Here is a 26,752-nt window from a genome sequence, read left to right as displayed (position 1 = left end):
GCTCTACGCTCTCGCTTCATCGTGACCGGGGAGGTGGCGCGGACACGAGGGTTCCGCAAGGGCTCCGAGCGCACCGGCCTCACGGTGCGGCTTGCGCCTGCCGGCTTCCCGCGCGCTCGGCCTCGGCCCGGGCGATGGCCGCGGCGACGAGGGCCGGGCTCGCCCGCAAGGCCCCGAGCTCGACCGAGGACATCGCCAGCAGCACCGGGGCGAGGCGCTCGGTGGCGTGGCCGTCGGGGTGAACAGGCCGAGATCGTCCCCGGGCTTCACGCCGACGCTGCCGGCGATGCGGGCGGCGTAGTTCTGGATGCGGATCTCGTCCGAGCCGCAGAGCGGCGCGGGCGGGCGCAGGGCCGCCGGCAGGGCCGAGACCAGGGCGGCGGCGAGCGTCGGCAGGGCGGCGGCTTCCGCCGCGAGGCGGGTGCCGTCGAGGACCCGTCCCGGCTCGATCGCCGCGATCGGGCGCGTCGTCTCGCCGATGCCGGCGGCGATGGTGGGGAGCGGCGCCGCTCTGACGGCGCGGACCGGCTGGCGCGGCCGCCCCTGCATCCGGGCGAGCGCCGACCAGGGCTGGACCCGCAGCGCGTTGCCGGCGACGGGGCGGGCTGCGGCGGCAGGGCGGCTCGGCGCCCGCGCGATCCGCCGCGGGGCACCGCCGCGGCCGTGGCCGGCGAGGAAGCGTGCCCGCAGGGTGCGGCCGATCCCCTGGGGTGCCAGGGCGGCGAGCGCCGGCGAGGCCGCCCGGGCTGGCGAGGCCCGGCCCGCCGGGGCGAGCGCCCGCGCGGCGACCGGGGCACCACATTCGGCCGGCGCCCAGCGGCGGACGATCGCTAGGGCCGAGCGGCGCCCGTACTCGCCGTAATAGCGCCGCAGCAGCGACACCGCCGCATCGGCCCCCTGCCCGGCGGTGGCAAAGCCGGTATGGCCCTCCTGGTCGCCGCCGATCTCGCCGTCCCAGTGCGCCCGCTTGATGCACCAGTAATTGTTGAGCTTGACGCAGCGGGCCACGAAGGCCGGATCGCTCGATGCCGCCCAGGCGGTCCAGGCGAGGGAGAGCGGCAGGAGACCATCCCTCGTTTCGCTGCGCCAGTTCGACACCGCCCGCGCCTCGGGCCGGTAGACCGGCATCTCGCGTGCCGGCGTTGCCAGGACGGACGCAGCGGCGAGCCCGTCACGCAGATGCGTGGCGCCATCCCGGATCAGGGCGGCGGCCTCGTCGGTCGCAGGGCCGGCCGCGAGGGTCAGGGCGAGAAAGGCGGTGAGGATCACGGGGTTCTGTTTGCGTTGATGAAGCTAAGCCTGTCTCAAGCGATGGATTGGCCGATGCGTTCCGACGAGGGTGGTGCAGGTTTCTCCTCTTCCCAGTGGACTGCAGGGCTGTTCGGGAAAGGAAATGGCTCATCTCCCCTCTCCCGTGTGGGAGAGGGGCCGGGGGTGAGGGTGGCTCGGGCTCCGGAAAAATCACTGGGCGTCGAGCTGCGCAGCTCAACTGTTCAGGGTTATTGCGGCACCGTCTCCACCCTCACCCCTACCCCTCTCCCACACGGGAGAGGGGATCCCGCGCAAGATTCTAGAAGGTGTTTTCCCCGGACAGACCTGCTTCGATCACACCGACGACGGCACCGCCCCTTCGCCTATTCGTCCTCGCCGTGCCCGAGGCTCTTCGGCGTCACGAACCGCTCGACATCCCCCGCCCCGGCCTCGACCTTGGCCCACGCGTCCACCGCCAGGTCGATCACCGTGATCGCCGCCGTCGGGTACTTCTTGGTCAGCGCCCGCCGGGCCTCGCCCGGCTTCGAGAGCAGCCGGGCGAGGTCCTGGAAGCCCGGATTGTGGCCGATCATCAGGGCGGTCGCGGCCTCGTCCGGGATGGAGCGCACCACGTCGAGGAGGCGCGAGACCGGGGCCTCGTAGATCTGCGGCACGGTCTCGTCCGGCACCGCACCGAGGGCCGGCTTGACGAGGTCCCAGGTTTCCTGCGTGCGCCGGGCCGGCGAGACCAGCACCCGGTCGGGGATCAGGCCCTCCGCCGCCAGGTAGGCGGCCATCTTGGGCGCGGCCTCCCGCCCGCGGGGAGCGAGCGGCCGGTCGACGTCCGAGGTGCCGTCCGGCCAGTCGGACTTGGCGTGGCGAAGCAGGATCAGGCGGCGCATGGCTCTAGCGTCCCTCGCGGCGGCTCAGGAAAGCGAGCTTTTCGAAGAGCCCGACATCCTGCTCGTTCTTCAGGAGCGCCCCGTGCAGCGGCGGGATCAGCTTGCGCGGATCGCGCTCGCGTAAGCTCTCCGGGCCGATATCCTCGGCCATCAAAAGCTTGAGCCAGTCGAGGAGTTCGGAGGTCGAAGGCTTCTTCTTCAGGCCCGGCGCCTCGCGCACCTCGAAGAACACCCGCAGGGCCTCCTCGACGAGACGCTGCTTGATGCCCGGGTAATGCACGTCGACGATCGCCTTCAGCGTGTCGGCGTCCGGAAACTTGATGTAGTGGAAGAAGCACCGGCGCAGGAAGGCATCCGGCAATTCCTTCTCGTTGTTCGACGTGATGATGACGATTGGCCGGCGCGCTGCCCGCACGGTCTCGCCGGTCTCGTAGACGTGGAACTCCATCCGGTCGAGTTCGAGCAGCAGGTCGTTCGGGAACTCGATGTCGGCCTTGTCGATCTCGTCGATCAGCAGCACCGGCCGCTCGGGCGCGGTGAAGGCCTCCCACAGCTTGCCGCGGCGGATGTAGTTGGCGATGTCCGAGACCCGCGGGTCGCCGAGTTGCGAGTCGCGCAGGCGCGAGACCGCGTCGTACTCGTAGAGGCCCTGCTGCGCCTTGGTGGTCGACTTGATGTGCCAGGTCAGCAGCGGCGCGTTCAGGCCCCGGGCGATCTCCTCCGCCAGCACGGTCTTGCCGGTACCCGGCTCGCCCTTGACGAGAAGCGGCCGCTCCAGGGTGATGGCGGCGTTGACCGCGACGGTGAGGTCGCCGGTGGCGACGTAGTTCTCGGTTCCGGTGAATCGCATCGGGCTCGCGTCACGTCCTCTGGAGGATTTGCCTCAAACCTATGCGGCGCAAGCCGCGCTGGCGAGACCCCCGGGCAGCTCCGCCGACGGAGTATCCGATGCATCGCGCTCATCACGCGATTCCGGTTCACCGCATCATGGTGGGCACATGAAGCATCGACACGCGAGCGGGCCCCGCTTCAGCGGGACTCACACGAACCGGCCCGTCTCTGGCTCGAGTGGCCTGCGGTGCCGATCCTCGCCGTGCTTTTCTTCGCCGGCATAGGCCTTGAGCTTGACCATCTGCTCGGCCGAAAGGCTCCCGAGAAAGCTGGTCATGGGGCGCGGTTCATAGGGGGCGGCGGCATCAGGCTGGCGCATATCGGTGGATCGCACCCGGCCCAGCAATCCAGCAAAATGGCGTGCCAGCATTCCCATCACGGTATCTCCCTCTGATAATATGCCCGACCGCCCTTGTTCGTTGCAAGCGTGAACCCGAAGATGTCGCAGTACAACGTTTCCAGCCGTGGGTGGATCGGTTGGACACGTAGGAATCTCCGTCCGCTCAATTGCCCGTAGTTCTGGGCTGCTTCGACCGCAATGGCTGCGCGCTTTCCTTGCAGAGGGCAGTCTGTGCGTGGGTCGCCTTCCAAAAAATTGATGGTGATGATGCTTCGGCTCATCGTCGCGAGAGCAAGGCCGCAAAGCCTTTCTCCGGACCACATTGCTAGATCGAACCGATCCAGCTCGCGTGAATACGCATGATGGATTGCATCCCAGTCCCAGCTTGACGCGGAGCGCCGGTCGGCGTCGATCCATTGGGAGGCCCAGGCGGACGATGCCTTGCTCGTCCATCCGGATAACTGGATTTCTATGCCGAACGTCTGGGAGGCAGCTGTCGCAGCAGCCAACCTGGCGGCCTCGCGGTTGGCCGCATACCGCTGTTTGGCTGCGGCGAGCACTGCAATCTAACTCTGCGGAAGGCTCAATCCATTACAACGGTCGAAGCGCTTCGCCAAGGGGCTTGCGAGCCCCCGCGTCGTGGCTCAAGGCTCCCCGGGGATATCGGTCGCACGAATGTGGCGAGCATATCTCATCAAGGACTTCCGGCCGCTCCCAGTTCCGACCCGGCGCGTAGACCCTCACAGCTTCGACGGATCGAACCACACGCAGCTGCGGGCGATCACCGAAAAGTTCACCTCCGAGCGCGCCGGCTGCGGCAGCAACTCGCCGTCGATCGCCACGGTGGTCTGGTTCGAGGTGGCGCCGTCGCCGAAGGTCTGGGGCCGCGTCACGTAGCAATACTGCTTCTCGGGCTTCTGCTCGTCGCCCTTGAAGTTCCAGCCGGTGACGATCGTGCCGTCGAGATAGGGCACGGTCTTGAACACCGTGAAGCTCGTGCGCACCGCGGCGTTGGCGGGCGCCTCGGACTTGCCCTGGTTGCCGGTGAGCGAGGCCACGTCCGGCCGCCCCTTCGCCGCCGGCAATCCGCCCTCGATCTTGAGGGTGGTGTCGGTGAGCTTCACCTCTCCGCTCGTCTTGAGCGTCGTGGTCTCGAGGGCCTGGGTCAGGGCCTTGGCGAGCTTGTCGGAGGCGTTGCCGACCTCGTTCATCGTCGCGTAGCCGTAGAAGGCGGCCCCCAGCCCGGCGCCGGCGAGCCCCATGAAGGCCCCGAGCCCGATCGCCCGGAACAGGAAGGCGCGGGCGTTGGAGATCCGGGCCTCGGCCCGCAGGCGCCCGTTGACGTGCTGGGCGAGCGCCACATTCTCCGGCGTGCCCGGTGCGAGGTAGCTCACGGTCTCGGCCTCTCGATGCGGTCGTCGTCGCGGGCGGGCGGTGCCGGGGGCGTGCCGGCCTGCGGCACGGTCGGCGAGCGGCGCTGGTCGAGGGGGATCGCGGCGCCCGAGGCCACCGCGGCCTCGCGCATCGCCCGCTGCGCGTCCTGGATCTGGGTCGCGCTCTCGGCCATCTGGTCGAGGAGCAGCGGCACGCCCTCCGCGTGCATCATCGTGTCGAGGTCGTCCTCGTCGCGATAGGTCTTGCGCACCTGCACGGCGCAGAGCGCGAGCAGCGTCGAGGCGAAGGCGGCGCAGAGCGCCGGCGCGAAGACGAAGATGCGCAGGAAGGCGTGGACCTGCTGGTCTGTCACGTCGATCGGGTCGGCGCCGTAGACCATGGCGGTGAAGGAGTGGAGCTGCGAGCGGCGGACCGCGTCGCGGTAGGCGCCCTCGGCCTCCGTCACCCGGCGATCGGCGGCGGCGCGGTCGAGCTGGGCTCGCGCCGCGCGGGCCTCGGCCAGGTTCCTGGCCACCACCGCCCGCTCGTCGCCGGCCGATTTCAGGCTGCCCGCGATGGTGGCGGTGCGCGGATCGGTGACGCAGCGCATATAGCTGTAGCGCTTGCCGCGGCTGTTGGTGCCCGACAGGCGCTCGCAGCGCTGGCCCGGCAGGCCGGCGAGCTGGGCCGAGGCCTCGGTGGTGCGTTTCTCCAGAGACGCGGCTTCCGCCGCGTACTGCGCCACCCTTGCATCGGCCTGGGCGATGCGGTTGTCGATCGTGCCGCGGTCGGCCTCGGCTTCCTTCAGGGTCGTGCGGGCCTTCGAGGCCTCGGCGAGGCGGGGATGGAACATCATCTCGCCGAGCTGCGACACCGACTTGGTGGTCACGCCCGCCGCCATCACGATGCCGACGATCGCGAGCGACTTGATCAGCCAGTCGCGCTGGACCCGGATCAGGATGCCGAGCGGCACCCGGCACAGCTCGATCGCCGCATAGACGATCGGCGCCAGCAGCATGAACCAGAAGCTCTGGTCGTTGGGGTTGGCGTAGGTCTCGGCGAAGAACCACGCTCCGGCGAGCGAGGTGCAGATCACCAGCGCCTCGACGAGATACGCGATGGCCACGTAACCCCAGCGGATGCGGTAACCCTTGCGGATCGCCCGGTCCTGCTTCCAGGCGTCGGTCTCGTCGGTCCAGGCGCGCTTCTCGCGCACCACCACCCGATCGGGAGGCTGTCGGCTCATCACCACTCCTCGCACCACTCCTCGCCTGGTCGCCCGGGGTCGCGGCCGCGTACACGGAATCTCAATCGTTCGTCCTAGCCGGGTTTTGCGCCGAAAATGCGCCTTGGGCGAGCCGGGCTTGCCGCGGCGCAGCGTCCGGGCCGCGGTTTACGCACCGCAAAACGCGGTGAGTGGCGTTAGAACTCGCTTGCGGCGCGGTCGGCGCGCCGAAATCCGACGCCGCGACGGCGTCGCCAGACCGGAGCGAGGCCCCGCATGTCGGACGACCGCTACCACAAGGACCGTTTGGGCAACCGCCGCCTGGCGCCTGAGACCCTGATGCTCGGCTACGGCTACGATCCCGCCCTGTCGGAGGGGGCGGTGAAGCCGCCGGTCTTCCTGACCTCGACCTTCGTGTTCACCTCCGCCGAGCACGGCAAGGCGTTCTTCGATTACGTCTCGGGGCGGCGCGAGCCGCCGGCCGGCGAGGCGGCGGGCCTGGTCTATTCGCGGTTCAACCACCCCAACAGCGAGATCGTCGAGGACCGGCTGGCGGTGTTCGAGGAGGCGGAGGCCGCGCTCCTGTTCTCGTCGGGCATGTCGGCGATCGCCACGGTGATCCTGGCCCATGCCCGGCCCGGCGACGTGGTGCTGCATTCCCAGCCGCTCTACGGCGGCACCGAGACGCTGATCGCCAAGACGCTCGCCGGTTTCACCATCGGCGCCGTCGGCTTCCAGGACGGCACCGACGAGGGCAGCGTCATGGCCGCCGCCGAGGCCGCGGAGGCGATGGCGCGCGAGAGCGGCGGGCGGGTCAGCGTCGTGATGGTCGAGACGCCGTCGAACCCCTTGAACACCCTGGTCGATCTGGCGCTGGTACGTCGGGCGGCCGACCGGATCGGCGCCAATCAGGGCGGGTCGGCGCCGGTGGTGGTCTGCGACAACACCCTGCTCGGCCCCTCTTCCAGCACCCGCTGCGCCTTGGCGCCGACATCTCGGTCTACTCGCTGACGAAGTATGTCGGCGGCCATTCCGACCTCATCGCCGGGGCGGCGCTCGGCGCGGCGGCCCGGATGAAGCCGGTGCGGCTGCTCCGCTCGGCGATCGGCACCCAGCTCGATCCGCATTCCTGCTGGATGCTCGGGCGCTCGCTCGAGACCCTGACGCTCCGGATGGAGAAGGCCAACCGCAACGGCGAGCTCATCGCCGAGCGCTTGCGCGCCCATCCGAAGGTGACGACGCTGCACCATCTCGGCCACCTTGAACCCGGCTCCGGCGCGGCCCGGGTCTATGCCGCGCAATGCGCCGCGCCGGGGTCGACCTTCTCGTTCGACGTGGCCGGCGGTGAGCCGGAGGCGTTCCGGGTGCTTAACGCGCTCCAGCTGTTCAAGCTCGCGGTGAGCTTAGGGGGCACCGAATCGCTGGCGAGTCACCCGGCCTCGACCACCCATTCGGGGGTGCCGAAGGCGGTGCGCGACCGCCTCGGCATCACCGATGCGACGATCCGGGTCTCGATCGGCATCGAGCATCCGGAGGATCTGGCGGCGGACCTGGAGGCGGCGCTCGCGACCTTGGGGTGAAAAGCGGCGTTTGGGGCCTGTTTCGGCTTGCCCCGACGGGCCCCCTCCGCATGATGGCCGCCTCGAGCGCCGCCCGCCTCCCGCGGCGGGGCTTATCCAATCCGCGAAACGATGAGGTCCCGTCGCTCCCGATGACCGAGCATGCCGTCACCGGCTCCTACAAGGAGGTCATCCTGTTCCTGGTCACCGCCGGGATCGTGGTGCCGTTGTTCCATCGCCTGCGCGTCAGCCCGGTCCTCGGCTTCATCGGGGCGGGCGCGCTTCTCGGGCCGTCGGGCCTCGGGCGGCTGACCGAGACGGTGCCGTGGCTCGGCGCCGTGACGATCTCGAACCGCACCGAGATCGCGCATCTCGCCGAGCTCGGCGTGGTGTTCCTGATGTTCATGATCGGGGTCGAGCTGTCCTGGGAGCGGTTGCGCATCCTGCGCCGCCTCGTCTTCGGTCTCGGCTCGTTGCAGGTGGTGGTGTCGAGCCTCCTCGTCGGCGTGGTGCTGATGATGCTCGAGGTCCCGCCGATCGCCGCGATCCTGGTCGGGCTGGCGCTGGCCCTCTCCTCCACCGCCATCGTGCTGCCGGTGCTCGCCGAGCAGAAGCGGCTCAACACGCCCGCCGGCCGGGCGAGCTTCGCGGTGCTGCTGTTCCAGGACCTCGCCGTCGCGCCCGTCCTGTTCGCCATCGCGGTGCTCGGCCGCAAGGACGGCGATGCGGTCAGCGGCCTCGCCCTGGCGCTCGGCCAGGCGGCGGTGGCGCTCGGGCTGCTGGTGGTCGCCGGACGCCTGGGGTTGCGGCCGCTGTTCCAGCTCGTCGCCCGCACCCGCAGCCCCGAATTGTTCATGGCGGCCTGCCTCCTCGTCATCGCGGCCACCGCGCTCGTGGCGGCGGCGAGCGGGCTGTCGATGACGCTCGGCGCCTTCGTGGCCGGGCTGCTCTTGGCCGAGACCGAGTATCGCCGGGCGATCGAGGCGACGATCGACCCGTTCAAGGGCCTGCTGCTCGGGGTGTTCTTCGTCTCGGTCGGCATGGGGATCGACCCGGCGGTCCTGATGAAGACGCCGCTCACCATCCTCGGCCTCGCCCTCGGGCTCCTCGTCCTGAAAGGCGGAGTGATCGTCGCGATCGGCACCGCGCTGCGCCTGCCTCGCGCCGTGGCGCTCGAATCCGCCCTGCTGCTCGGGCCGGGCGGCGAGTTCGCCTTCGTGCTCGTCGGCAGCGCGCTCGCCGCCGGGCTGGTGCCCGAGGATCTCGGCCAGGCGGCGCTCGTCGTCACCACCGCCACGATGGTGATGATTCCGGGCCTCGCGGCCCTCGCCCGCCGCCTCGGCCGGCGGATCGACCGGACCGCGCTCGGCCGGGCCCGGGCCGAGCCGCCCCCGGCGGAGCGCCAGCCCGGCCGGGTGATCGTCGCGGGCTACGGCCGGGTCGGCCGGCTCGTCGCCGAGATGCTGGCCCGCCACAAGGTACCCTACATCGCCCTCGACATGGATGCCGCCCGGGTCTCCGACCAGCGCCGCCTCGGCAACCCGGTCTATTTCGGCGATTCGGCCAATGCCGACCTCCTGCGCCGCTGCGGCATCGACACCGCCCGTGCGCTCGTCGTCACCCTCGACCAGCCCCGCGCCGTCGAGGCGGTGGTGGCCGCCGCCCGCGCCGAGCGGCCGGACCTGACCATCGTGGCGCGAGCCCGCGACGCCCGCCACGCCACCGCCCTCTACGAGATGGGCGTGGACGATGCCGTCCCGGAAACGATCGAGGCCTCGCTCCAGCTCTCGGAGGCCGTTCTCGTCGATGTCGGGGTGCCGATGGGCCTCGTCATCGCCTCGATCCACGAGCGCCGCGACGAGTTCCGGGCGATCCTGCGCCGCAAGGAGGCGCCGCCCCCCGCTCCCTTCCAGGCCCGCCGCACCGTGGGGAAGACGCCGTGACGGGAACACGTCAATGAGTGGTCTTGGCTCCCAGCAGGAAGCGGCGCTCAAGGCGGTGTCGGACTGGCTCAAGCGCGGCAGCCCGCAGGTCTTCCGCCTGTTCGGCTTCGCCGGCACCGGCAAGACGACGCTCGCCAAGCGCCTCGCCGAGGACGTCGAGGGCGGGGTGCTGTTCTGCGCCTATACCGGCAAGGCGGCCTCGGTCATGCGCGCCCGCGGCTGCCCCGACGCCTCGACCATCCACAGCCTGATCTACCGCACCCGCGAGGATACCGAGGGCGGGCCCGCCTTCACCCTCAACCGCACCGGGCCGGTGAGCAAGGCGGCCCTCGTCGTCATCGACGAATGCTCGATGGTCGACGGCGACCTCGGCAACGACCTCCTCTCCTTCGGCACGCCGGTCCTGGTGCTGGGCGACCCGGCGCAGCTGCCGCCGGTGAAGGGCGGCGGCTTCTTCACCGAGGCCGAACCCGACGTGATGCTGACGGAAGTCCACCGCCAGGCCGCCGACAACCCGATCGTGCGCCTCGCCATGACGGTGCGGGAGGGTGGGCGGCTCGATTTCGGCGCCTATGGCGAGAGCCGGGTGATCCCGCGCCGCGAGATCGACCCCCAGACCGTGCTCGCCGCCGACCAGGTTTTGGTCGGGATGAACCGCACCCGGCGGCTCTACAACGGCCGCATCCGCGAGCTGATCGGCCACGTCGATCCGATGCCGGCAGTGGGCGAGAAGCTGGTCTGCCTGCGCAACGACCGCACCAAGGGCCTGCTCAACGGCTCGACCTGGACGGTCCAGGCCCTGCGCGCCGCCCCCCGCCCCGACCTCGTGCGCCTCGACGTGGTGCCGGAGGACGATCCCGCCTTGCGCCGCAAGCCCCAGGACATCCGGGTGCTGCGCTCGATCATCGCCGGCAGCGAGGAGGAGGTGCCGGCGATCCTGCGCCGCGAGACGGAAGAGTTCACCTACGGCTACGCCTTGACCGTCCACAAGGCGCAGGGATCGCAGTGGGATCGTGTGGTGCTGTTCGACGAATCCTACGCGTTTCGCGAGCACCGGGCGCGCTGGCTCTACACGGCGCTGACCCGGGCGGCGGAGGCGATCACCGTGGTGGTGTAGGGAGCTGGCGTCGTTCCGTCCTCTCGCTGGGATCGCTGAACGGTGCTTATAATAATCGTGATGTGACGTATCGTGCGGGTTCCGTTGCGGACGCGCTGTCTCTCCCAGCGAGGTTTCTGGTGGCTGCTATCGAGACCATCACCGTCGATCTCCCGGCCGAGATCGCCGAGTCCTTGCATCAGGCCGTCGAGGCGGGCGAGTACACCTCGACGAGCGAGGCGATCGGGGATGCGGTACGCTTGTGGAAGCTGCATCGAGACTTCGACGATGATACGCACGGCTACTCGACCGAGGAGTTGCGCGAGCTGGTCCGCGAAGGTCTGGAGAGCGGACCGAGCCCGTGGGACAGCATGGCAGAGATCAAGGCCGAGGCACGCCGGCGCTGGGAGGCGGCTGCTGCGAAGGTCGATCGGTGAGGACGGTCCGGCGCACCCGCCGGGCCGCCGAGGACTTGGTCGACATCTGGTCGACCATTGCTCAATATGATCCGAGCGCGGCGGATCGGGTGCTCGACGCGATCGAGCACCGTTGGCAGCAACTCGCGCGGCATCCTTATTCGGGTGTCTCGCGCGAGGACATCGCTCCTGACCTCCGACATCTCGTTATTAGACAGTATCTGATCCTGTACCGTGTCGGGGCGGAAACGATCGAGATCGTCCGTGTGCTCCACGGCCGACGCAAACTCGATCGGTCGATGATCGAAGGATGATCGAAATCTCGCGCCCCCCCCCGGCGCTTAGACGCATCTGCCACGGGGGCTGGTCCGGTCTCATGCCAACCCGTCTTGCGCCATGATCCCCAGCACAGCGGCGACGGCCTGTGAGGGTGACAAGGCCGCGCTGTCGATGACCAGACGCGGCCGGTCCCACGGCTCGTAGTCGAGGCGCTGGATCGCTTCCCACGAGGGCGGGACGAGGCCGGGAATGTCGGAGACTCGACCCTCGACGCGGCGGCGATGCTCTCGCTCGTCCGAGCACACGACCTCGACCTCGACCAGCCGTACCCCGGCGCGGGCGGCCACCGCGCGCCATCCCTCGCGGCTGGCGGCGACCGGGTTGACGCAATCGGCCACCACGACCCGCCCGTCGCCGAGGTTCGCGCCCGCGAGCGCCTGCGCCACCGCGTAGCCCGATGCGCCCACGATGCCCGCCGGCACGCCTGCATCCCGGATCGCCTGCTCGATGATGTCGATGCGCAGATGGGGCGCCGCGAGGGCTTACGCGACAGCCCGGGAGATCGTCGTCTTCCCGGCCCCGGGCAGGCCGGCGAACACGATCAGCATCGCGAGGCTCCTCGACATCGGTTCTCGCGCCGACCTTATTCGCCGGCGGCCTGCCGCTGCTCGATCTCCCGCGTCTTGCGGTCGTCGCGATCCGACGCGACCTTGAGAGCGAGCAGACCGCCGGCGATCAGCGCGGCGCTCACGCCGAGGATCTGCGATGCGTAAGGGGTGGTCATCGTTTGTCAGTCCTCTGCCCTGAGAAATCGACGCGCAGCCTGACCGGCGAGGTGGAAGCATACGCCCGCGACTGGGAGAAGTCCTCCGCCATGGGCGAAGACATCGTATCGGCCCTGCGCGATCGGAATCACGACGGTCGCGCCGAAGACGGCGACGGCTAGCGAGTTGAACAGGGAAGCGAGCAGCCTGGCTCCCTCGTTCAAACGTTTCGCGCGGTGCTTCGGGTCGCCGTGAGGCACCGGATGTCCGGCGGGAGCGATCGAGTGTCGTTTCGTGCCATCGTAACACATCACCTCGCGTCAGGCAGGCGCCCGATACCGGGATCTCCGCTCCGCTCCCTACCCCCGCTGGACGAACGCCCCGCGAGCCCCCACCTACGCCGCAGCACGACGAAGACAGCCTGCCCCGGAGAGACATCCTTGGCCAACGACGACGCGGGGGGCGCCCCCCGCATGCATGCGACGACGATCCTGATGGTGCGCAAGGGCGGCCGGGTGGTGATCGGGGGCGACGGGCAGGTCAGCCTCGGCCAGACCATCGTCAAGGGCAATGCCCGCAAGGTGCGCCGCCTCGCCAAGGGCACGGTGATCGGGGGCTTCGCCGGCGCCACCGCCGACGCCTTCACGCTGTTCGAGCGGCTGGAAGCCAAGCTCGAACAGTATCCGGGCCAGCTCACCCGGGCCTGCGTGGAACTCACCAAGGACTGGCGCACCGACCGCTACCTGCGCCGCCTCGAGGCGATGATGCTGGTCGCCGACAAGGACGTGAGCCTGCTCCTGTCGGGCGCCGGCGACGTGCTGGAGCCCGAGGGCGGCGTGATGGCGATCGGCTCGGGCGGCAACTACGCGCTCGCCGCCGCCCGGGCGCTGGAGGAGCAGGACCTCGACGCCGAGGCGATCGTGCGCCGCGCCATGCGGATCGCCGCCGAGATCTGCGTCTACACCAACGGCAGCCTGGTGATCGAGAGCCTGGACGCCGCCTGAGCGCGGCCCGCCTCGTCTCTCACCCGGCTGCGAGCCCCCGCGAAGAACCCCGCGAAGTACCCCATGACCACCTTCTCCCCCCGCGAAATCGTCTCCGAGCTCGACCGCTACATCGTCGGCCAGGGCGATGCGAAGCGCGCGGTCGCGATCGCGCTGCGCAACCGCTGGCGGCGCCAGCAGCTCCAGGGCCCGCTCCGCGAGGAGGTGGCGCCCAAGAACATCCTGATGATCGGCCCGACCGGCTGCGGCAAGACCGAGATCTCGCGCCGCCTGGCGCGGCTCGCCGGGGCGCCGTTCCTGAAGGTCGAGGCGACGAAGTTCACGGAAGTCGGCTATGTCGGCCGCGACGTCGAGCAGATCGTGCGCGACCTCGTCGAGATCGGCATCGGCCTGAAGCGCGACGAGAAGCGCCGCGGCGTCCAGGCCAAGGCGGAGGCCGCGGCCGAGAACCGGGTGCTCGACGCGTTGGTCGGCCCGACCGCCAGCCAGGCGACCCGCGACGCCTTCCGCAAGCGCCTGCGCGCCGGCGAGCTCGACGACAAGGAGGTCGAGCTGGAACTGGCGGCCGGTGCGCCGCAGGGCATGCCGATGTTCGAGATCCCGGGCATGCCGGGTGCGGCGATGGGGGCGATCAACCTCGGCGACATGCTCGGCAAGGCGCTCGGCAACCAGAAGGGCAAGCCGCGGCGGATGACCGTGCGCGACGCCTACGCGCCGCTGATCAGCGAGGAATCCGACAAGCTCCTCGACCAGGACAGCGTCGTGCAGGAGGCGCTTCGCGACGTGCAGGACAACGGCATCGTCTTCCTCGACGAGATCGACAAGATCTGCGCCCGCGAAGGCCGCTCCGGCGCCGACGTGTCGCGCGAGGGCGTGCAGCGCGACCTGCTGCCGCTCATCGAGGGCACCACGGTGGCGACCAAGCACGGGCCGGTGAAGACCGACCACATCCTGTTCATCGCCAGCGGCGCCTTCCACGTCTCGAAGCCTTCCGACCTCCTGCCGGAATTGCAGGGGCGCCTGCCGATCCGCGTCGAGCTGAGCCCGCTCTCCGTCGACGACTTCCGCCGCATCCTCACCGAAACCGAGGCGAGCCTGACCAAGCAGGCGGTGGCGCTGATGGCGACGGAAGGGGTGACGATCGACTTCACCGACGACGCCATCGATGCGCTCGCCAAGGTCGCCGTCGACGTGAATTCCTCGGTCGAGAATATCGGCGCGCGCCGGCTCCAGACGGTGCTGGAGCGGGTCCTCGACGACGTGTCGTTCACCGCCCCCGACCGCTCCGGCGAGACGGTGACGATCGATGCGGGTTACGTCCGCGACCGGGTCGAGAGCCTGGCGCAGAACGCGGATCTGAGCCGGTTCATCCTGTAATCGTCGGCCCGGGAGAGTGCACACGACACCTCCAACGCACAGGGTCATCCCGGGGCTCGGCGAAGCCGAGAACCCGGGATGACGAGGAGGGTGTCAGGTCCGCCTGGGACACCCCAACAGAAGAAGGCTGTCTCACCCGCCCCACACCTGCCCCGGCCTGAGCGCCAGGAACCGCTCCGCCGGCACCTCGGCCGCGGCCAGCGCCCGCCCCAAAGCCTCCGCCGGCTCGCCCGGCCCCTCGTTGGTGAGCCGGAACGTGCCCCAGTGGTGGCCGAGCGCCTGCTCGGCCCCGACATCGCGGAACACCCGCACCGCCTCCTCGGGGTTCATGTGCTGCGGCTGCATGAACCAGCGCGGCTCGTAGGCGCCGATCGGCAGGGTGGCCAGCCGCGGCGCGCCGAAGCGCGCGCGCACGTCCCGGAAGATCGCCCCGTCGCCGTAGCCGGTATCGCCGACATGGTAGAGCACCCCCTGCGGCGTGGTGAGCACGAAGGCGCACCAGAGCGCCATGCGCCGGTCGTTCACGCCCCGGGCCGACCAGTGCATCGCCGGCACCAGATGCACGGTGATCCCCCCGCCGAGATCGACCGAGCCGCCCCAGTCCCGGGTCTCGACCGGGAGGGTGGCGTCGTAGGTGCGCAGGATCGCGTCGTTGCCGAGGGGCGCCACGAAGGTCGGCGCGTGCTCGGCCCAGAGCCGGGCGAGGATCGGCCCGTCGAGATGGTCGTAGTGGTTGTGGGTGATCAGCACCGCATCGATCGGGGGCAACGCCCCGAACGCGACGCCCGGCGGGTTGACCCGCTTCGGCCCGGTGAAGCCGACCGGGCTCGCGCGCTTGGCATAGACCGGATCGATCAGGATGTTGCGGCCCGCGACCTGGATCAGCAGGCTGGCATGCCCGATATGGACGACCCGCAGGCCCTCGACCCGCTCAGGCGGCGTGTCCTGCGGGAACGGGCTCGGCACGCTCGCCGGCCAGGCCTCGCGACCGCCGCCGAGCTGCCAGCGCGCGACCTCGCCGAGACCCTTGTCCTGCGGCTGCCCCGGCGAGAAGAACCGCACGCCGTCGAAATGGTCGCTGACCGGGCCCCGGTAATACGGATTGCGGCTGCGCTTGTGCGCCGCGTAGCCGACGCCGCCGAGCGTCATCACGGTCATGGCGCTGGCGAGCTTGAGGAAGCCACGATTCTTCATACCGGGGAGATGAGCGAGCGAAGGCCGAGGTCAAGGTGGGGAGGTGCGGACCCTTCGCCGCGCCCCGAACGCATTGCACAATCCGCGGGGATGGTTATGTTCGGTTCATCGGAAACAACAGGAAGGAGGTGATCCAGTGTCTCATTGTCATCAGCCGCGGTCGTCTGCGAGCCGGACCTGGATCGTCGCCTCCGGCTTCACGGCCTGAGCGTACGACGACCAGTCCAGGATCGGTGAGATCCTGGCAGATCGATCAGTCGGACCGCGGTTCGGCAATGGAAGGGCTGCCCTGGCGACGGGGCGGCCCTTCGTCCGTTACGGAATAAGCGTCCGTTCCGGTATGACGCTGGGGCGTCAATTGCGCTCCAGTGCCATCACCTCCGCCTCCTTCAGCAGGCGGCGCAGGGTGGCGTTCTCGGCCTCCAGTTCCTGGATGCGGGCGAGCAGGGCCGCCGGGGTGGCATCGGCCATGCTCGGGGCCGGGCGGGCTCCTTCCTCCGCAAAGGTCACGCCGATGCTGTCGTCCTTGCGCCAGCGCAAAGTCGCCTTGTGGGTGCGGTCCTTGGCCGGGATGACGAGATCGAAGCCGGCCGGCAGCGTCGCGGTCTGGCTCAGCATCAGCCGCGCGCCCGAGGCGGAGAGGTCCCGGACCAGGCAATCCATGCTCGAATTGCCGTTGTTGAAGATGATGCGTCCCTTCAGGAACGTCCGCAGGCGGGTTTCCCTGCGCAGCTCGGACATGTCGGACATGGCGGCAAGCCCCGTTCGGCCTCGCGGGTTTCGGATGCCCGCAAGAGTGCCCCAGGGACGTTTAAGGAATGCTCGCCACGATCGCGGACCCGTGCGGGTCTCCCCGGCGCAGGCCGGCTTTCGCAGAGCCCTCTCGCGTCAGCCCTGGGCCGGGGACATGCTCTGGAAGAGGTAGAAGCCGTTGAAGCGCACCGCGGTCGCGGCGGCCGCGCCGTCGAAGCCGGTGGGCTCGGGCACGCTGCCGTCGAGCTTGCCGCCGAAGGCCCAGCGCGCCTCGGTGACGAAGGCCGGCACGGCGTAATCCTCCGGCACCGCGCAGACCAGGCCGTCGAGGCCCTTCAGGCAGAACAGGTTGTAGCTTCGCATCGGATCGCCTCCGCCCGCAGGTGCTGCCATGGCGTCCATTCGCTAACGGCTGATTGGGTCGAGACTATGTCAGCCCCCGGCGCGGCGCGCCACCGCAATCTCGGCCATGACGTTAGGTCCCGATCGTCGGAAACGCTCTCCATCACGAGATCGTGCGCGCAGGGAACCGCGGAAAGACATGCGAATGAATGCCGACACACCCGGGACACCCGGAGGCCGCGCTGCATCGTCATGCCGGCAACTGCGAACGGTTCCAGTTGTGCAGGATCTGATCGATCGTCGCCACTTCGAGTTGCTGGCCGAAGCGTTGCCGGTAGAGCGTCATCATCGCGTCGTGGGTCTCGTCCGACGAGGAGCAGACCGCATCAAGGGCAAGCACGATGCGATAGCCGCGATCGACCGCGCCGAGCACCGTGGCGAGCACGCAGACATCGGTCTCTCCGCCGGTGATCACGAGGGTCTCGGCCCGGCGCGCCTGGAGCGCGCGCTCCAGGTCGGGCTCCATCCAGGGCGAGTAGACGGTCTTGTCGACCGTCTCGGCCGGCGGCGTCAGGGCCGCGAGTTCCGGCACCAGTTCGACCATCTCCGCGCCGAGGCGGTCCACCGTCATCTCGGCCCAGCGCTCCCAGTAGCGCTTCCAGCAGCCCCGCCCCTCGCCCGGATGGCGGGCCGGGACGAAGCGGGTGAACAACGTGTGCTCCGGCACGGCGCTGGCAAGCTGCAGCACCCGCGGCAGCACCCGGCCCATCCACGGCGTGTGCCAGGCGGTCTCCCGGGCAAAGAGGTTCTGCATGTCGACGCAGACATGCACCGCGCGGCCGTCGAGCGGGCCGTTCGGCAGGGCGTCGGTGTCGGAGGGCGTGGCGGCCATGAAGGGTCGGGCTCCCGGTCAGGGGGCTCTTCGCGGCCCCGGGCCCGACCAACGCTCATACCCCTATGGGGTTTCTGGCCTCATCCCTTCGGGACGTTGCGCTCCAGTTCGTCGAGCCAGATCCGGGCATTGCCGTCGGAGGGCGCACGCCAGTCGCCGCGCGGCGAGAGGGCGCCGCCCGCCGCCACCTTCGGGCCGTTCGGCAGGGCCGAGCGCTTGAACTGGCTGAAGCCGAAGAACCGGCGCAGGAACACCGCGAGCCAGGCCCGGATCTCCGGCAGGGCGTAACTCCCCCGCTTCGCCTCCGGGAAGCCGGGCGGCCACGGCCCGCGGGCGGCGTCCTCCCAGGCCATCAGCGATAGGAAGGCGATCTTCGAAGGCCGGTAGCCGTAGCGCAACGTGTAGAACAGGGTGAAGTCCTGGAGCGCGTAGGGGCCGATCTTCGATTCGGTGCTCTGGATCGTCTCCCCCTCCCGCGCCGGCACCAGTTCGGGCGAGATTTCCGTCTCCAGGATCGCCGCCAGGGTGCGGCCGACCTCCGCGGAGAACTGATCCGAGGCGATCACCCAGCGGATCAGGTGCTGGATCAGGGTCTTGGGCACCCCGGCATTGACGGCGTAGTGGGACATCTGGTCCCCGACGCCGTAGGTGCACCAGCCGAGCGCCAGCTCCGACAGGTCGCCGGTGCCGATCACGATCGCGTCGTGCTGGTTGGCCAGCCGGAACAGGTAATCGGTGCGCAGGCCCGCCTGCACGTTCTCGAAGGTGACGTCGTAGACCTCCTCGCCGCGTCCGAACGGGTGGCCCATGTCGGCGAGCATCTGCCGGGCGGCGGGCCGGATGTCGAGCTCGGCGGCCCGGGTGCCGAGCGAGGCCATCAGCCGGTGGGCGTTGGTCTTGGTCTCGTCCGAGGTGGCGAAGCCCGGCATCGTGTAGGTGAGGATGTCCGAGCGGGGCAGGCCGAGCTGGTCGAAGGCGCGGGCCGCCACGATCAGCGCATGGGTCGAATCGAGCCCCCCGAGATGCCGATCACCACGCGCTTCGTGCCGATCGCCTGCAGGCGCTGCGCGAGGCCGGCGACCTGGATGTTGTAGCCCTCGTAGCAATCCTGCGCGAGGCGGGCGGGATCGGCCGGCACGAAGGGGAAGCGCTCGACGATCCGGTGGAAGCCCAGATCCGCGTCGGGCGGCGCCACCCGGAACGGCACCCGGCGATAGGCCGGGACATGCGTCAGGGCCTCCCTGGCATTGTCCTCGAAGCTGCCCATCTGGGCCCGCTCCTGGCGCAGGCGGTCGAGGTCGATGTCGGCGAGCGTCACCTGCGGCTCGGCGGGGAAGCGCGCGCCCTCGGCCAGCACCTCGCCATCCTCGTAGATCGCGGTCTGGCCGTCCCAGGACAGATCGGTGGTCGATTCGCCCGGGCCCGCCGCGGCGTAGATGTAGGCCGCAAGGCAGCGCGCGGAGGCCGACCGGCACAGGAGCGTGCGGCTCTCGGCCCGCCCGATGGTGATCGGGCTGCCCGAGAGGTTGGCGAGCACGGTCGCGCCGGCGAGCGCGGCGAGCGAAGAGGGCGGGACCGGGATCCACATGTCCTCGCAGATCTCGACCCCGAGGACGAGACCCGGCAGGTCCTCGGCCGGGAACAAGAGGTCGGTGCCGAAGGGCGTGTCCGTCCCGCCGAGGCGGATCGTCTCGCCGGTGACGCCGGCGCCGGAGGCGAAGTGGCGCTTCTCGTAGAACTCGCGGTAGTTCGGCAGGTAGCTCTTCGGCACCACCCCGAGCAGCCTTCCGCGATGGATGACGGCGGCGGTGTTGTAGATCCGGTTGCGGTGGCGCAACGGCGCGCCGATCACCAGGACCGGCATCAGCCCGCGGCTGGCCTCGACGAGGGCGAGGAGCGCCGCCTCGACCCGCTCCAGCAGCGTCTCCTGCAGCAGCAGGTCCTCGAGGGCGTAGGCCGACAGGCAGAGTTCCGGGAACACCGCCACCGCGACGCCGTCCGCGTCGCACCGCTCGGCCAGGCGCCGGATCTCGGCGGCGTTGGCGTCCGGATCGGCGATGTGGCTGCGGCCGACGCAGGCCGCGACCCGGGCGAAACCGTGCCGGTAGAGGGATCGAAACATCGCGCGGGCAGCCCCTTCTCGCCGGAATTGCCTCTGCTCCTTAACGCGCCCGCGCGCCGCCCGGTACCGGTGCCCGTGCCTAATCGGGCGTTAACGATGACATGCCTAACTGGTGCGACGTACGCGGCCGCGGGCCGCCCACACAGTCATTCGGCATCATGAGACAATCGGGACGGCCACCCTTCTCCGACTCCTCGCCGCGTGCGCCCCAGCGGGTGCGCGACCATCTCCGCACGCCGGAGCGCCGTGAGCGCCCCCTCGGCGTCCTCGCCCAGACGGTGATGAGCCTGCGGGCCCTCCTGGCCCGCCGGTTCGCCCCTCCCGCCCCCCGCCCTCGCAGCGGGACTACACCCTGAGCCGGCGCGCCACGCCGAGCTGGATGGCCGATGCCCTGGTGCGCCCCGACGCGCCGGAGCCCGCCGCCATGCCTCCCGAGCCGTGGAACCAGAGCCCGTTCGCGGCGCCTCCCGCCCCGCGTCCGGCGCGGATGGCGGCTCCGGCGGAGAGCTGGCCGCCCGATCCGGCCTCGATGCCGGATGCGGCCCCGCAATCCTGGCAAGTGCCCGCCGCACCGGCAGCGTCGCCGGCCCATGCCGCTGCGCAGGCCCGCCAAGCGGGAGACTTCGCCGGTGCGGCTGAGGTGCGGCACCAGGAGGCTTGGCTGCAAGATTCCAGGCTCCAGGATCCCCAGCGGCACGTTCCTCCGCCGCAGGACTTCGCGTCCCTCCGGCCCGAGGCCGTCGCGGTCCCGGTCGAGCCGGCCCGGGCGCGGGTGTCCGAGCCCGTCTTCGCCGAGCCGGTCGCGGCCGAGCCCCTCCTGCCGGCCGAGCCCGATCCTTACGCGTCCCCCGCCTTCGTGGTCGCCCCGGAGGCCGCGGCGCCGCGGCGCGCCTCGACCTGGGCGCCGGACCCGGCCCTCACCCCCGAAGGCGGCTGGACCATGCCGATTCCCGCGGCCGGCCCGGCCCGGGCGGTGCTGACCCGTGCCCGCCGCCGGGATGGGGAGCCGTCCGCCGCGGTCCCGGAGATGCGGTCCCGCCCGGCACTGCCGGAGCGTTCGCCGGATTCGTCGCCCCCGCGTCCCGCCGAGACCGGCGTGCGCTTCACCCGCACGCCCGACCACGTGCTGCAGGCGCGCCATCGCCGGCGCGAGCAGGCCCTGCGGGAGAAGGAGGAGGCCCTGCGCGCCGCCGAGGCCGAGGCCATTGCCCGCGCCGAAGCCGAGCGCGTCGCCGCCGAGGCGGCCCGGGCGGAGGCCGAGGCGGCCCGCGCCGAAGCCGAGGCCGCCGCGGCGGCCGCGGCCGTCCCCCTGTGGCGCCAGCCCTACGTGCTGCCGCCGGGCGTGCGTTTCACCCGCACGCCGGACCATCTGCTGCGCCATTCGCAGGAGGAGATCGCCCGGTCCGAGGTCGTGCCGGACCCGGTCGAGGCTGGGGCCGCGGAGGCCGTGGCCGGCGATGCTGCGCTCGAATCTGATTCGTCCGTCGAGCCGGCGGCGTCCTCGGCCGAGCCGGTTGCGATCGCGGAGCCGGCCCCGACGGCCGCCATGACGGCGGAGGCCGTCGTTTCGGACATCGCTCAGGAGACCGTTCCGGCGGACGTCCAAGGGAACAGCGAGGGGAACAGCGAAGGGAACATCCAGGAGGTCGTTCAAGAGATCGTCCCGGACGTCGCCGAGCCTGCCGGTCTCTCGGCCGACGACGCTCCGGTCGCGCTCGCCCGCTCGACGGAATCGGTCGTCGGGTCCGGGATCGTCGCCCCGGACGCTGCCGCGCCCGAGGCCGTCGCCGAGATCGCATCGGCCGCGCCGGTGCCGCCCACGCCGGACGTGACGGCTCCCGAGGCGGTCGCCGTCGCCGCGGGGCCGGTCCCGCCGGCCCAGATCCTCGACGTGCAGCAAGTCTTCGACGTGCCACAGGTGTTCGACGTGCCGAACAGCGCGATCCTGGTGCCGGTCGACGTCTCGCACCTGCGCTCCCTGCCGCCACGCCCGGTCTACACCCTCGACCGGCTGCTCCAGCACGACTGGACGCACCCGCTCTCGACCGTCGCCGAGCAGGACAACCGGCCGGTCCTGGAGGTGATCACGGAAGAGGCGATCGCGGAGGAACCGACCGCCGGAATCCTATCCGCCGAGGAGATCGCCTCGCCGGACGCACCCGGCATCCGCGAATCGGCCGCCGCGCCGTCGCTGCTGGCCGGGGCACCCGCGGCGGACCGGCCCTCCGCCGATCCGTCGGCGATCGAGCTGACGCAGGACGTGCCGCCGGTGGGCCTGACCCTCATGGACATGCCTCTGTCGGACATGCCTCACTTCGGCGTGCTCCCGGCGGACTTCTATTCCCTCGACTTCCATTTCTCGCTGGACTTCCAGTCCCTGGGCCAGGCCCCTGCGGACGTGTCGACCGTGGACCTCTCCCCCGCGCCCGGCGACGCGACGGCCGTCGAGCCGGCGATGGAGGTCGTCCCGGCGACGACGGACGAGGGGACCGAGGCCGGCGTCGCCGGGGAGCGGGACGACGCCCGCGCCCTGCCGCCCGCCACGATCCTGCTGCCGGCGCCGGCCCCGATGCTGGCGCTCACCTACGCGCCCTTCACGGAGACGGCGTTCCTGCCGGTGCCGGTGGCCCCCGAGCCTCAGGCTGTGCCGACGCCGCCCTCCGTCACCGTCGAGGTCGAGGCGGAGGTCGAGGCCGCGATGGAGGTGGCGCCGGCCGTGACGCCGGAGCCTGCTCTTCCGGCCGTGCCCCTCCCCCCCGAACCCATTGCCGCCGCGCCTGCTCCCACCGCGCCGGCTCCCACCGTGCCCCTGGCTTTCACGCCGGTGCCGTGGTCGTTCATCGCCGCGGACGCGCAGCCCGTCGCGCAGCCCGCGCCTGTCCAGGCATCTGCCCAAGATCGGCCCACCGGGGATCGACCGGCAATGGAGCCGGCCGCTGAGCCCGCCTCCTCCGCCGCGCCGCGGGGGGCGCAGCCCTTCGTCTACGTGCCGACCGGCCGTCTCAACGCGCTGCCGCCCGCCCCGACCCTGCCCTCCCCGCCGCGCCCGCCGCGCATCATCCTGCCGATTGCCTCGCAATCGGTGCCGATCGCCGCGCAACCGGTGCCGGTCGCCGCGCAGCCGGTGCCGTCCTCCGAGGAGACCTCCATCCCGGTCCCCGGGCCGGAGCCGGTCGCGTCATCCTGGGCGCCTGCCCTATCGGAGATGCCGCCGGCGGAGCCGCACGGGCTCGTCATCGGCACGGCCGGGCTCGATTGCGACCTCGGCCTCGATGGCGACGATGACGGCGACGACGAGGACGACATCCTGGCGCCGGTCGCCACCATCCCGCTGCGCCAGGTCTCGCGGTTGGTCGAGGCGCCCTACGAGCTGCCCTCGGTCGACCTCCTGGCCGAGCCGCGGGAATCGGACGGCAGCAACCTCGATCCCGAGATGCTGGAGGACAACGCCATCCAGCTGCAGCAGGTGATCCAGGATTTCGGCGTGCGCGGCGAGATCCTGGCCGTGCGCCCGGGCCCGGTGGTGACGCTCTACGAGATGGAGCCGGCACCCGGCACCAAGTCGAGCCGCGTCATCTCGCTCGCCGACGACATCGCCCGCTCGATGTCGGCCATCTCCGCCCGCGTCGCCGTGGTGCAGGGCCGCAACGCCATCGGCATCGAACTGCCGAACCTCAAGCGCGAGACGGTGTATCTTCGCGAACTCCTGACCTCGCCGGCCTTCGTCGAGACCAAGCAGAAGCTCGCGCTGTGCCTCGGCAAGAACATCGGCGGCGAGGCGATCATCGCCGATCTCGCCCGCATGCCGCACCTGCTGGTCGCCGGCACCACCGGCTCGGGCAAGTCGGTTGCCATCAACACCATGATCCTGTCGCTGCTCTACCGGCTGAAGCCGGAGGAGTGCCGCCTGATCATGGTCGATCCCAAGATGCTGGAACTCTCCGTCTACGACGGCATCCCGCACCTGCTCTCCCCCGTCGTCACCGACCCGAAGAAGGCGGTCGTCGCCCTCAAATGGGCGGTGCGCGAGATGGAGGAGCGCTACAAGAAGATGGCGCGCCTCGGTGTCCGCAACATCGACGGCTTCAACGCCCGGGTGGCGGAGGCGCGTGCCCGCGGCGAGGTGATCACCCGCACGGTCCAGACCGGGTTCGACCGCGAGACCGGCGAGGCCGTCTACGAGGACGAGGTGATGGACCTCTCCGCCCTGCCCTACATCGTGATCGTGGTCGACGAGATGGCCGACCTGATGATGGTGGCGGGCAAGGACATCGAAGGCGCGATCCAGCGCCTGGCCCAGATGGCGCGGGCCGCCGGCCTGCACCTCATCATGGCGACGCAGCGCCCGTCGGTGGACGTGATCACCGGTACGATCAAGGCGAATTTCCCGACCCGGATCTCGTTCCAGGTGACCTCGAAGATCGATTCGCGGACGATCCTCGGCGAGATGGGCGCCGAGCAGCTCTTGGGCCAGGGCGACATGCTGTTCATGGCCGGCGGCGGCCGGACGACCCGGGTGCACGGCCCGTTCTGCTCGGACGACGAGGTCGAGCAGGTGGTGGCCCACCTCAAGCGCCAGGGCCGTCCGTCCTACCTCGACGCCGTCACGGCGGACGAGGAGGCCGAGGAGGCGGCGGCCGCCGCGCAGGACGCCCCGGTCATGGACCAGGGCAGCTTCGGCGACCCGACCGCCGACCTCTACGACCAGGCGGTGGCGGTGGTCCTGCGCGACAAGAAGGCCTCGACCAGCTACATCCAGCGTCGGCTGCAGATCGGCTACAACCGGGCCGCCTCGCTGATGGAGCGGATGGAGCGCGAGGGCATCGTCGGCCCCGCCAACCATGCCGGCAAGCGCGAGATCCTGATCGAGCCCGCGCCGCAGCCGGGGTCCCAGCCCGGGGCCGACGAGGCGTGATCCGCGTCGCCGTCGCATATTCGCCACAGGGGGCGGCTCTATGGCCGGACCGGCCCCTGCGGCACGCCAGCCTTCCGGGCCGGCGTGCCGGCCTGCCCCGCTTTCGCCCACACGGAGAACCCTGCCGATGACCGGCCGTCCCCGCTCCGGCCCGCTCCGCGCGGTGTCCCTCGGCGCCGCTCTCTCGGTCGCCGCCCTCGTGAGCGCGGTGCCTGCCCAGGCGCAGGTGTCGTCGTTCCTCGACGGCCTGTTCGGCCGCAAGGATCCCGTGCCCGAGGCGCAGCCCGACATGGCGCCCGCCCCTAGCCAGGCAGCCCCTACCCAAACTGCGCCGGCCGGCTCCTCCGCCCGGGCGCCCCTGCCGCCGCGCCGGCCGACCTCCCTCGGCGGGGGGAAGGGCGTCGCGCCCGAGCCGGTCGAGACCGCTGCCGTCCCGGCTGCTCCCGAGGCCGGGCGCCCGGCCCAGCAGGTCGCCGCGGTCACCACCGCGGCGGCGGTCGATCCCGCCAACCCGGCCGCGGTGATCGAGCGTGCCAACGCCTATTTCAACAACGTCACGACGCTGACCGGCAACTTCGTCCAGATCGGCGCCGACGGGCGCAAGATCGGCGGCAAGCTCACCCTCGCCAAGCCCGGCCGCCTGCGCTTCGACTACGACCAGCCCTCGTCGCTGGAGGTGATCGCCGACGGCACCTCGGTGGCGGTGCGCGACCGCAAGCTGGCGACCCAGGACCTCTACTTCATCTCGCAGACGCCGCTGAAATTCCTGCTGCGCGACAAGATCGACCTCGCCCGCGACCTCACCGTCACCGACGTGGCGGCCGAGCCCGGCGGCATCCGCATCGTGCTGGACGACCGCTCGACGCTGGGTGGCACCTCGCGCATCGCGCTCTACTTCGACGACGCGATGAAGACCTTGAGCCAGTGGCGGATCACCGACCCGCAGGGCTACCAGACCACCGTGCTGCTCTCCAACCTCCAGCGCGGCCGCGCCGTCGACGGCATGCTGTTCGTCATCAATTACGGACGGGCGGTCGACAAGGAGCTCGAGGCCAAGATGCAGCAGGCCCGCCCCAACTGATCCATCCCAGTGCGCTCCGCCATCAACCTATCGATGGCGGAGCATCCGGCGCATGAGCGCCGACGCCCAGTCGGGCTCAGCCGGCGCGTTCGAACGCGCTGCGGTTTCACTCCTGCTTTCGAGATCCCGACCGTTGCGCCTCACCGTCAGCACCTGGAACATCAACTCGGTCCGCCTGCGCATCGACCTCGTGCGCCGCTTCCTCGACGAGGCGAAGCCCGACGTGCTCTGCCTCCAGGAGACCAAGTGCCCGGACGACCGCTTCCCGTTGAAGGAGTTGCAGGGCTTCGGCTACCCGCACGTCGTCTTCGCCGGGCAGAAGGGCTATAACGGCGTCGCCATCCTCTCGCGATTGCCGCTCATTACCCGCGAGGTGATGAGCTTCTGCGAGCGCCAGGACGCGCGCCACATCTCGGCGGTGCTCGGCCCGGAGGCGGGCCTTGCTGCCGGCATCGCGATCCATGATTTCTACGTGCCGGCCGGCGGCGACGTGCCGGACGTGAAGCTCAACGACAAGTTCGCCCACAAGCTCTCCTTCCTGGACGAGCTGCGCGCCTGGGGCGGCCGGCGCCCCGCCGGCCCGGCGATCCTCGTCGGCGACCTCAACGTGGCGCCGCTCGAGCACGACGTCTGGTCGCACAAGCAGTTGCTGGATGTGGTCAGCCACACCCCGATCGAGACCGAGCGGCTGGAGAGCTTGCGCGGCGAGGCCGGCTGGATCGACACGATGCGCCACCTGCGCCCGCCGCCGGAGAAGATCTATACCTGGTGGAGCTACCGCTCCCCCGACTGGGCCGCCGCCGACAAGGGTCGGCGCCTCGACCACATCTGGGTCACGCCGGACCTCGCCGATACGGTGAAGTCGGTGACGGTGGCGCGGCATACCCGGGCCTGGGAGAAGCCGTCGGACCACGTGCCGGTGACGGTGGAGTTGGAGCTTTAGTGCACCTCACAAAACTCCCGTTGCGCCGACGCTGCCACAGCGAGCGACGACGGCGATCGGGAGCTTTGTGAGAGACACTAAGACGGCCA

Annotated in this window: 21 protein-coding genes and 3 pseudogenes; 10 read left to right on the top strand and 14 right to left on the bottom strand. The window is 70.6% G+C overall.

Going from position 1 to position 26,752, the window contains the following annotated elements; translation table 11 throughout:
- Positions 1-3: 3 nt before the first annotated feature.
- The 7 genes from F1D61_RS11180 to F1D61_RS11150 all read right to left on the bottom strand — a co-directional run bounded on the left by F1D61_RS11180 (position 4) and on the right by F1D61_RS11150 (position 6,004).
- Positions 4-1,269 (bottom strand): hypothetical protein, encoded by a 1,266-nt coding sequence (locus tag F1D61_RS11180; RefSeq protein WP_203157900.1) that lies wholly within the window; start codon positions 1,267-1,269, stop codon positions 4-6.
- 365 nt (positions 1,270-1,634) lie between these two features.
- A complete protein-coding gene (locus F1D61_RS11175; protein ID WP_203157899.1) occupies positions 1,635-2,153 on the bottom strand; it encodes a SixA phosphatase family protein in 519 nt (172 codons plus the stop codon).
- Between the two features lie 4 nt (positions 2,154-2,157).
- The gene (locus tag F1D61_RS11170) at positions 2,158-3,003 is read right to left on the bottom strand and encodes an AAA family ATPase (protein ID WP_203157898.1); all 846 of its coding nucleotides are present in this window, start codon (positions 3,001-3,003) and stop codon (positions 2,158-2,160) included.
- Between the two features lie 189 nt (positions 3,004-3,192).
- On the bottom strand, positions 3,193-3,420 hold the full coding sequence (locus F1D61_RS11165) for a hypothetical protein (protein WP_203157897.1): 228 nt from the start codon (positions 3,418-3,420) through the stop codon (positions 3,193-3,195).
- Positions 3,420-3,944 (bottom strand): hypothetical protein, encoded by a 525-nt coding sequence (locus tag F1D61_RS11160; RefSeq protein WP_203157896.1) that lies wholly within the window; start codon positions 3,942-3,944, stop codon positions 3,420-3,422. Before F1D61_RS11160 ends, F1D61_RS11165 begins: the two co-directional genes overlap by 1 nt.
- A gap of 180 nt (positions 3,945-4,124) precedes the next feature.
- The gene (locus F1D61_RS11155) at positions 4,125-4,778 is read right to left on the bottom strand and encodes a hypothetical protein (RefSeq protein ID WP_203157895.1); all 654 of its coding nucleotides are present in this window, start codon (positions 4,776-4,778) and stop codon (positions 4,125-4,127) included.
- Positions 4,775-6,004 carry an ATPase gene (locus F1D61_RS11150; protein WP_432443250.1) on the bottom strand — a complete coding sequence of 410 codons (1,230 nt, stop codon included), beginning with the start codon at positions 6,002-6,004 and terminating at the stop codon, positions 4,775-4,777. The genes F1D61_RS11155 and F1D61_RS11150 overlap by 4 nt, the downstream gene beginning before the upstream one ends.
- A 255-nt stretch (positions 6,005-6,259) precedes the next feature.
- Between F1D61_RS11150 and F1D61_RS11145 the strand changes: the two are divergent.
- The 5 genes and pseudogenes from F1D61_RS11145 to F1D61_RS11125 all read left to right on the top strand — a co-directional run bounded on the left by F1D61_RS11145 (position 6,260) and on the right by F1D61_RS11125 (position 11,311).
- Positions 6,260-7,563: pseudogene (locus F1D61_RS11145) on the top strand (cystathionine gamma-synthase family protein).
- Positions 7,564-7,694: 131 nt separating this feature from the next.
- Positions 7,695-9,485, top strand: a complete 1,791-nt coding sequence (locus tag F1D61_RS11140) for a cation:proton antiporter (protein ID WP_203157893.1) — start codon at positions 7,695-7,697, stop codon at positions 9,483-9,485.
- A 13-nt stretch (positions 9,486-9,498) separates the two neighbouring features.
- The gene (locus F1D61_RS11135) at positions 9,499-10,602 is read left to right on the top strand and encodes an ATP-dependent DNA helicase (protein WP_203157892.1); all 1,104 of its coding nucleotides are present in this window, start codon (positions 9,499-9,501) and stop codon (positions 10,600-10,602) included.
- A 119-nt stretch (positions 10,603-10,721) separates the two neighbouring features.
- A complete protein-coding gene (locus F1D61_RS11130) occupies positions 10,722-11,018 on the top strand; it encodes a ribbon-helix-helix domain-containing protein (RefSeq protein WP_203157891.1) in 297 nt (98 codons plus the stop codon).
- Positions 11,015-11,311, top strand: coding sequence for a type II toxin-antitoxin system RelE/ParE family toxin (locus F1D61_RS11125; protein WP_203157890.1), 297 nt, complete (start codon positions 11,015-11,017; stop codon positions 11,309-11,311). Before F1D61_RS11130 ends, F1D61_RS11125 begins: the two co-directional genes overlap by 4 nt.
- Before the next feature lie 60 nt (positions 11,312-11,371).
- On the opposite strand, the pseudogene F1D61_RS11120 reads toward F1D61_RS11125, so the two are convergent.
- Together F1D61_RS11120 and F1D61_RS11115 are read right to left on the bottom strand one after the other, a co-directional pair.
- A pseudogene (locus tag F1D61_RS11120) lies at positions 11,372-11,884 on the bottom strand (AAA family ATPase).
- 35 nt (positions 11,885-11,919) lie between these two features.
- Positions 11,920-12,060 carry a hypothetical protein gene (locus tag F1D61_RS11115; protein ID WP_203157889.1) on the bottom strand — a complete coding sequence of 47 codons (141 nt, stop codon included), beginning with the start codon at positions 12,058-12,060 and terminating at the stop codon, positions 11,920-11,922.
- A 453-nt stretch (positions 12,061-12,513) separates the two neighbouring features.
- Between F1D61_RS11115 and hslV the strand changes: the two genes are divergently transcribed.
- Together hslV and hslU are read left to right on the top strand one after the other, a co-directional pair.
- Positions 12,514-13,044, top strand: coding sequence for an ATP-dependent protease subunit HslV (gene hslV / locus F1D61_RS11110; RefSeq protein ID WP_203159017.1), 531 nt, complete (start codon positions 12,514-12,516; stop codon positions 13,042-13,044).
- Between the two features lie 63 nt (positions 13,045-13,107).
- Positions 13,108-14,421 (top strand): ATP-dependent protease ATPase subunit HslU, encoded by a 1,314-nt coding sequence (gene hslU / locus F1D61_RS11105; RefSeq protein ID WP_203157888.1) that lies wholly within the window; start codon positions 13,108-13,110, stop codon positions 14,419-14,421.
- Between the two features lie 132 nt (positions 14,422-14,553).
- On the opposite strand, the gene F1D61_RS11100 is transcribed toward hslU, so the two are convergent.
- From F1D61_RS11100 to F1D61_RS11080, 5 genes and pseudogenes are all read right to left on the bottom strand, one after another.
- Positions 14,554-15,615, bottom strand: a complete 1,062-nt coding sequence (locus F1D61_RS11100) for an MBL fold metallo-hydrolase (protein WP_203157887.1) — start codon at positions 15,613-15,615, stop codon at positions 14,554-14,556.
- A 354-nt stretch (positions 15,616-15,969) separates the two neighbouring features.
- Positions 15,970-16,356 carry a PilZ domain-containing protein gene (locus tag F1D61_RS11095; protein WP_203159016.1) on the bottom strand — a complete coding sequence of 129 codons (387 nt, stop codon included), beginning with the start codon at positions 16,354-16,356 and terminating at the stop codon, positions 15,970-15,972.
- Positions 16,357-16,503: 147 nt separating this feature from the next.
- Entirely contained in the window at positions 16,504-16,731 is a 228-nt protein-coding gene (locus F1D61_RS11090) for a hypothetical protein (protein WP_203157886.1), read from the bottom strand.
- 229 nt (positions 16,732-16,960) lie between these two features.
- Positions 16,961-17,602 (bottom strand): cysteine hydrolase family protein, encoded by a 642-nt coding sequence (locus F1D61_RS11085; protein ID WP_203157885.1) that lies wholly within the window; start codon positions 17,600-17,602, stop codon positions 16,961-16,963.
- 80 nt (positions 17,603-17,682) lie between these two features.
- Positions 17,683-19,724: pseudogene (locus tag F1D61_RS11080) on the bottom strand (NAD(+) synthase).
- Positions 19,725-22,008: 2,284 nt separating this feature from the next.
- Between F1D61_RS11080 and F1D61_RS35355 the strand changes: the two are divergent.
- The 3 genes from F1D61_RS35355 to xth all read left to right on the top strand — a co-directional run bounded on the left by F1D61_RS35355 (position 22,009) and on the right by xth (position 26,663).
- The gene (locus tag F1D61_RS35355) at positions 22,009-24,639 is read left to right on the top strand and encodes a DNA translocase FtsK (RefSeq protein ID WP_432443298.1); all 2,631 of its coding nucleotides are present in this window, start codon (positions 22,009-22,011) and stop codon (positions 24,637-24,639) included.
- A gap of 127 nt (positions 24,640-24,766) precedes the next feature.
- A complete protein-coding gene (locus F1D61_RS11070; RefSeq protein ID WP_203157884.1) occupies positions 24,767-25,720 on the top strand; it encodes an outer-membrane lipoprotein carrier protein LolA in 954 nt (317 codons plus the stop codon).
- A 133-nt stretch (positions 25,721-25,853) separates the two neighbouring features.
- A complete protein-coding gene (gene xth / locus F1D61_RS11065; protein WP_203157883.1) occupies positions 25,854-26,663 on the top strand; it encodes an exodeoxyribonuclease III in 810 nt (269 codons plus the stop codon).
- The last annotated feature ends 89 nt before the right edge of the window (positions 26,664-26,752 follow it).

It is taken from the genome of Methylobacterium aquaticum (genome assembly GCF_016804325.1).
In the GTDB taxonomy this organism is placed as follows: domain Bacteria; phylum Pseudomonadota; class Alphaproteobacteria; order Rhizobiales; family Beijerinckiaceae; genus Methylobacterium; species Methylobacterium aquaticum_C.
This window is presented reverse-complemented; position numbering and strand designations above follow the sequence as displayed.

What these genes read in the sequence shown, in the direction of transcription:
- F1D61_RS11170 (WP_203157898.1), bottom strand. Translation starts at nt 3,003, where the DNA reads ATGCGATTCACCGGAACCGAGAACTACGTCGCCACCGGCGACCTCACC.
- F1D61_RS11115 (WP_203157889.1), bottom strand. Translation starts at nt 12,060, where the DNA reads ATGACCACCCCTTACGCATCGCAGATCCTCGGCGTGAGCGCCGCGCTG.
- F1D61_RS35355 (WP_432443298.1), top strand. Translation starts at nt 22,009, where the DNA reads ATGGACATGCCTCTGTCGGACATGCCTCACTTCGGCGTGCTCCCGGCG.
- F1D61_RS11175 (WP_203157899.1), bottom strand. Translation starts at nt 2,153, where the DNA reads ATGCGCCGCCTGATCCTGCTTCGCCACGCCAAGTCCGACTGGCCGGAC.
- F1D61_RS11090 (WP_203157886.1), bottom strand. Translation starts at nt 16,731, where the DNA reads ATGCGAAGCTACAACCTGTTCTGCCTGAAGGGCCTCGACGGCCTGGTC.
- hslU (WP_203157888.1), top strand. Translation starts at nt 13,108, where the DNA reads ATGACCACCTTCTCCCCCCGCGAAATCGTCTCCGAGCTCGACCGCTAC.
- F1D61_RS11095 (WP_203159016.1), bottom strand. Translation starts at nt 16,356, where the DNA reads ATGTCCGAGCTGCGCAGGGAAACCCGCCTGCGGACGTTCCTGAAGGGA.
- F1D61_RS11085 (WP_203157885.1), bottom strand. Translation starts at nt 17,602, where the DNA reads ATGGCCGCCACGCCCTCCGACACCGACGCCCTGCCGAACGGCCCGCTC.
- F1D61_RS11150 (WP_432443250.1), bottom strand. Translation starts at nt 6,004, where the DNA reads ATGAGCCGACAGCCTCCCGATCGGGTGGTGGTGCGCGAGAAGCGCGCC.
- F1D61_RS11165 (WP_203157897.1), bottom strand. Translation starts at nt 3,420, where the DNA reads ATGGGAATGCTGGCACGCCATTTTGCTGGATTGCTGGGCCGGGTGCGA.
- F1D61_RS11100 (WP_203157887.1), bottom strand. Translation starts at nt 15,615, where the DNA reads ATGAAGAATCGTGGCTTCCTCAAGCTCGCCAGCGCCATGACCGTGATG.
- F1D61_RS11135 (WP_203157892.1), top strand. Translation starts at nt 9,499, where the DNA reads ATGAGTGGTCTTGGCTCCCAGCAGGAAGCGGCGCTCAAGGCGGTGTCG.
- F1D61_RS11140 (WP_203157893.1), top strand. Translation starts at nt 7,695, where the DNA reads ATGACCGAGCATGCCGTCACCGGCTCCTACAAGGAGGTCATCCTGTTC.
- F1D61_RS11070 (WP_203157884.1), top strand. Translation starts at nt 24,767, where the DNA reads ATGACCGGCCGTCCCCGCTCCGGCCCGCTCCGCGCGGTGTCCCTCGGC.
- hslV (WP_203159017.1), top strand. Translation starts at nt 12,514, where the DNA reads ATGCATGCGACGACGATCCTGATGGTGCGCAAGGGCGGCCGGGTGGTG.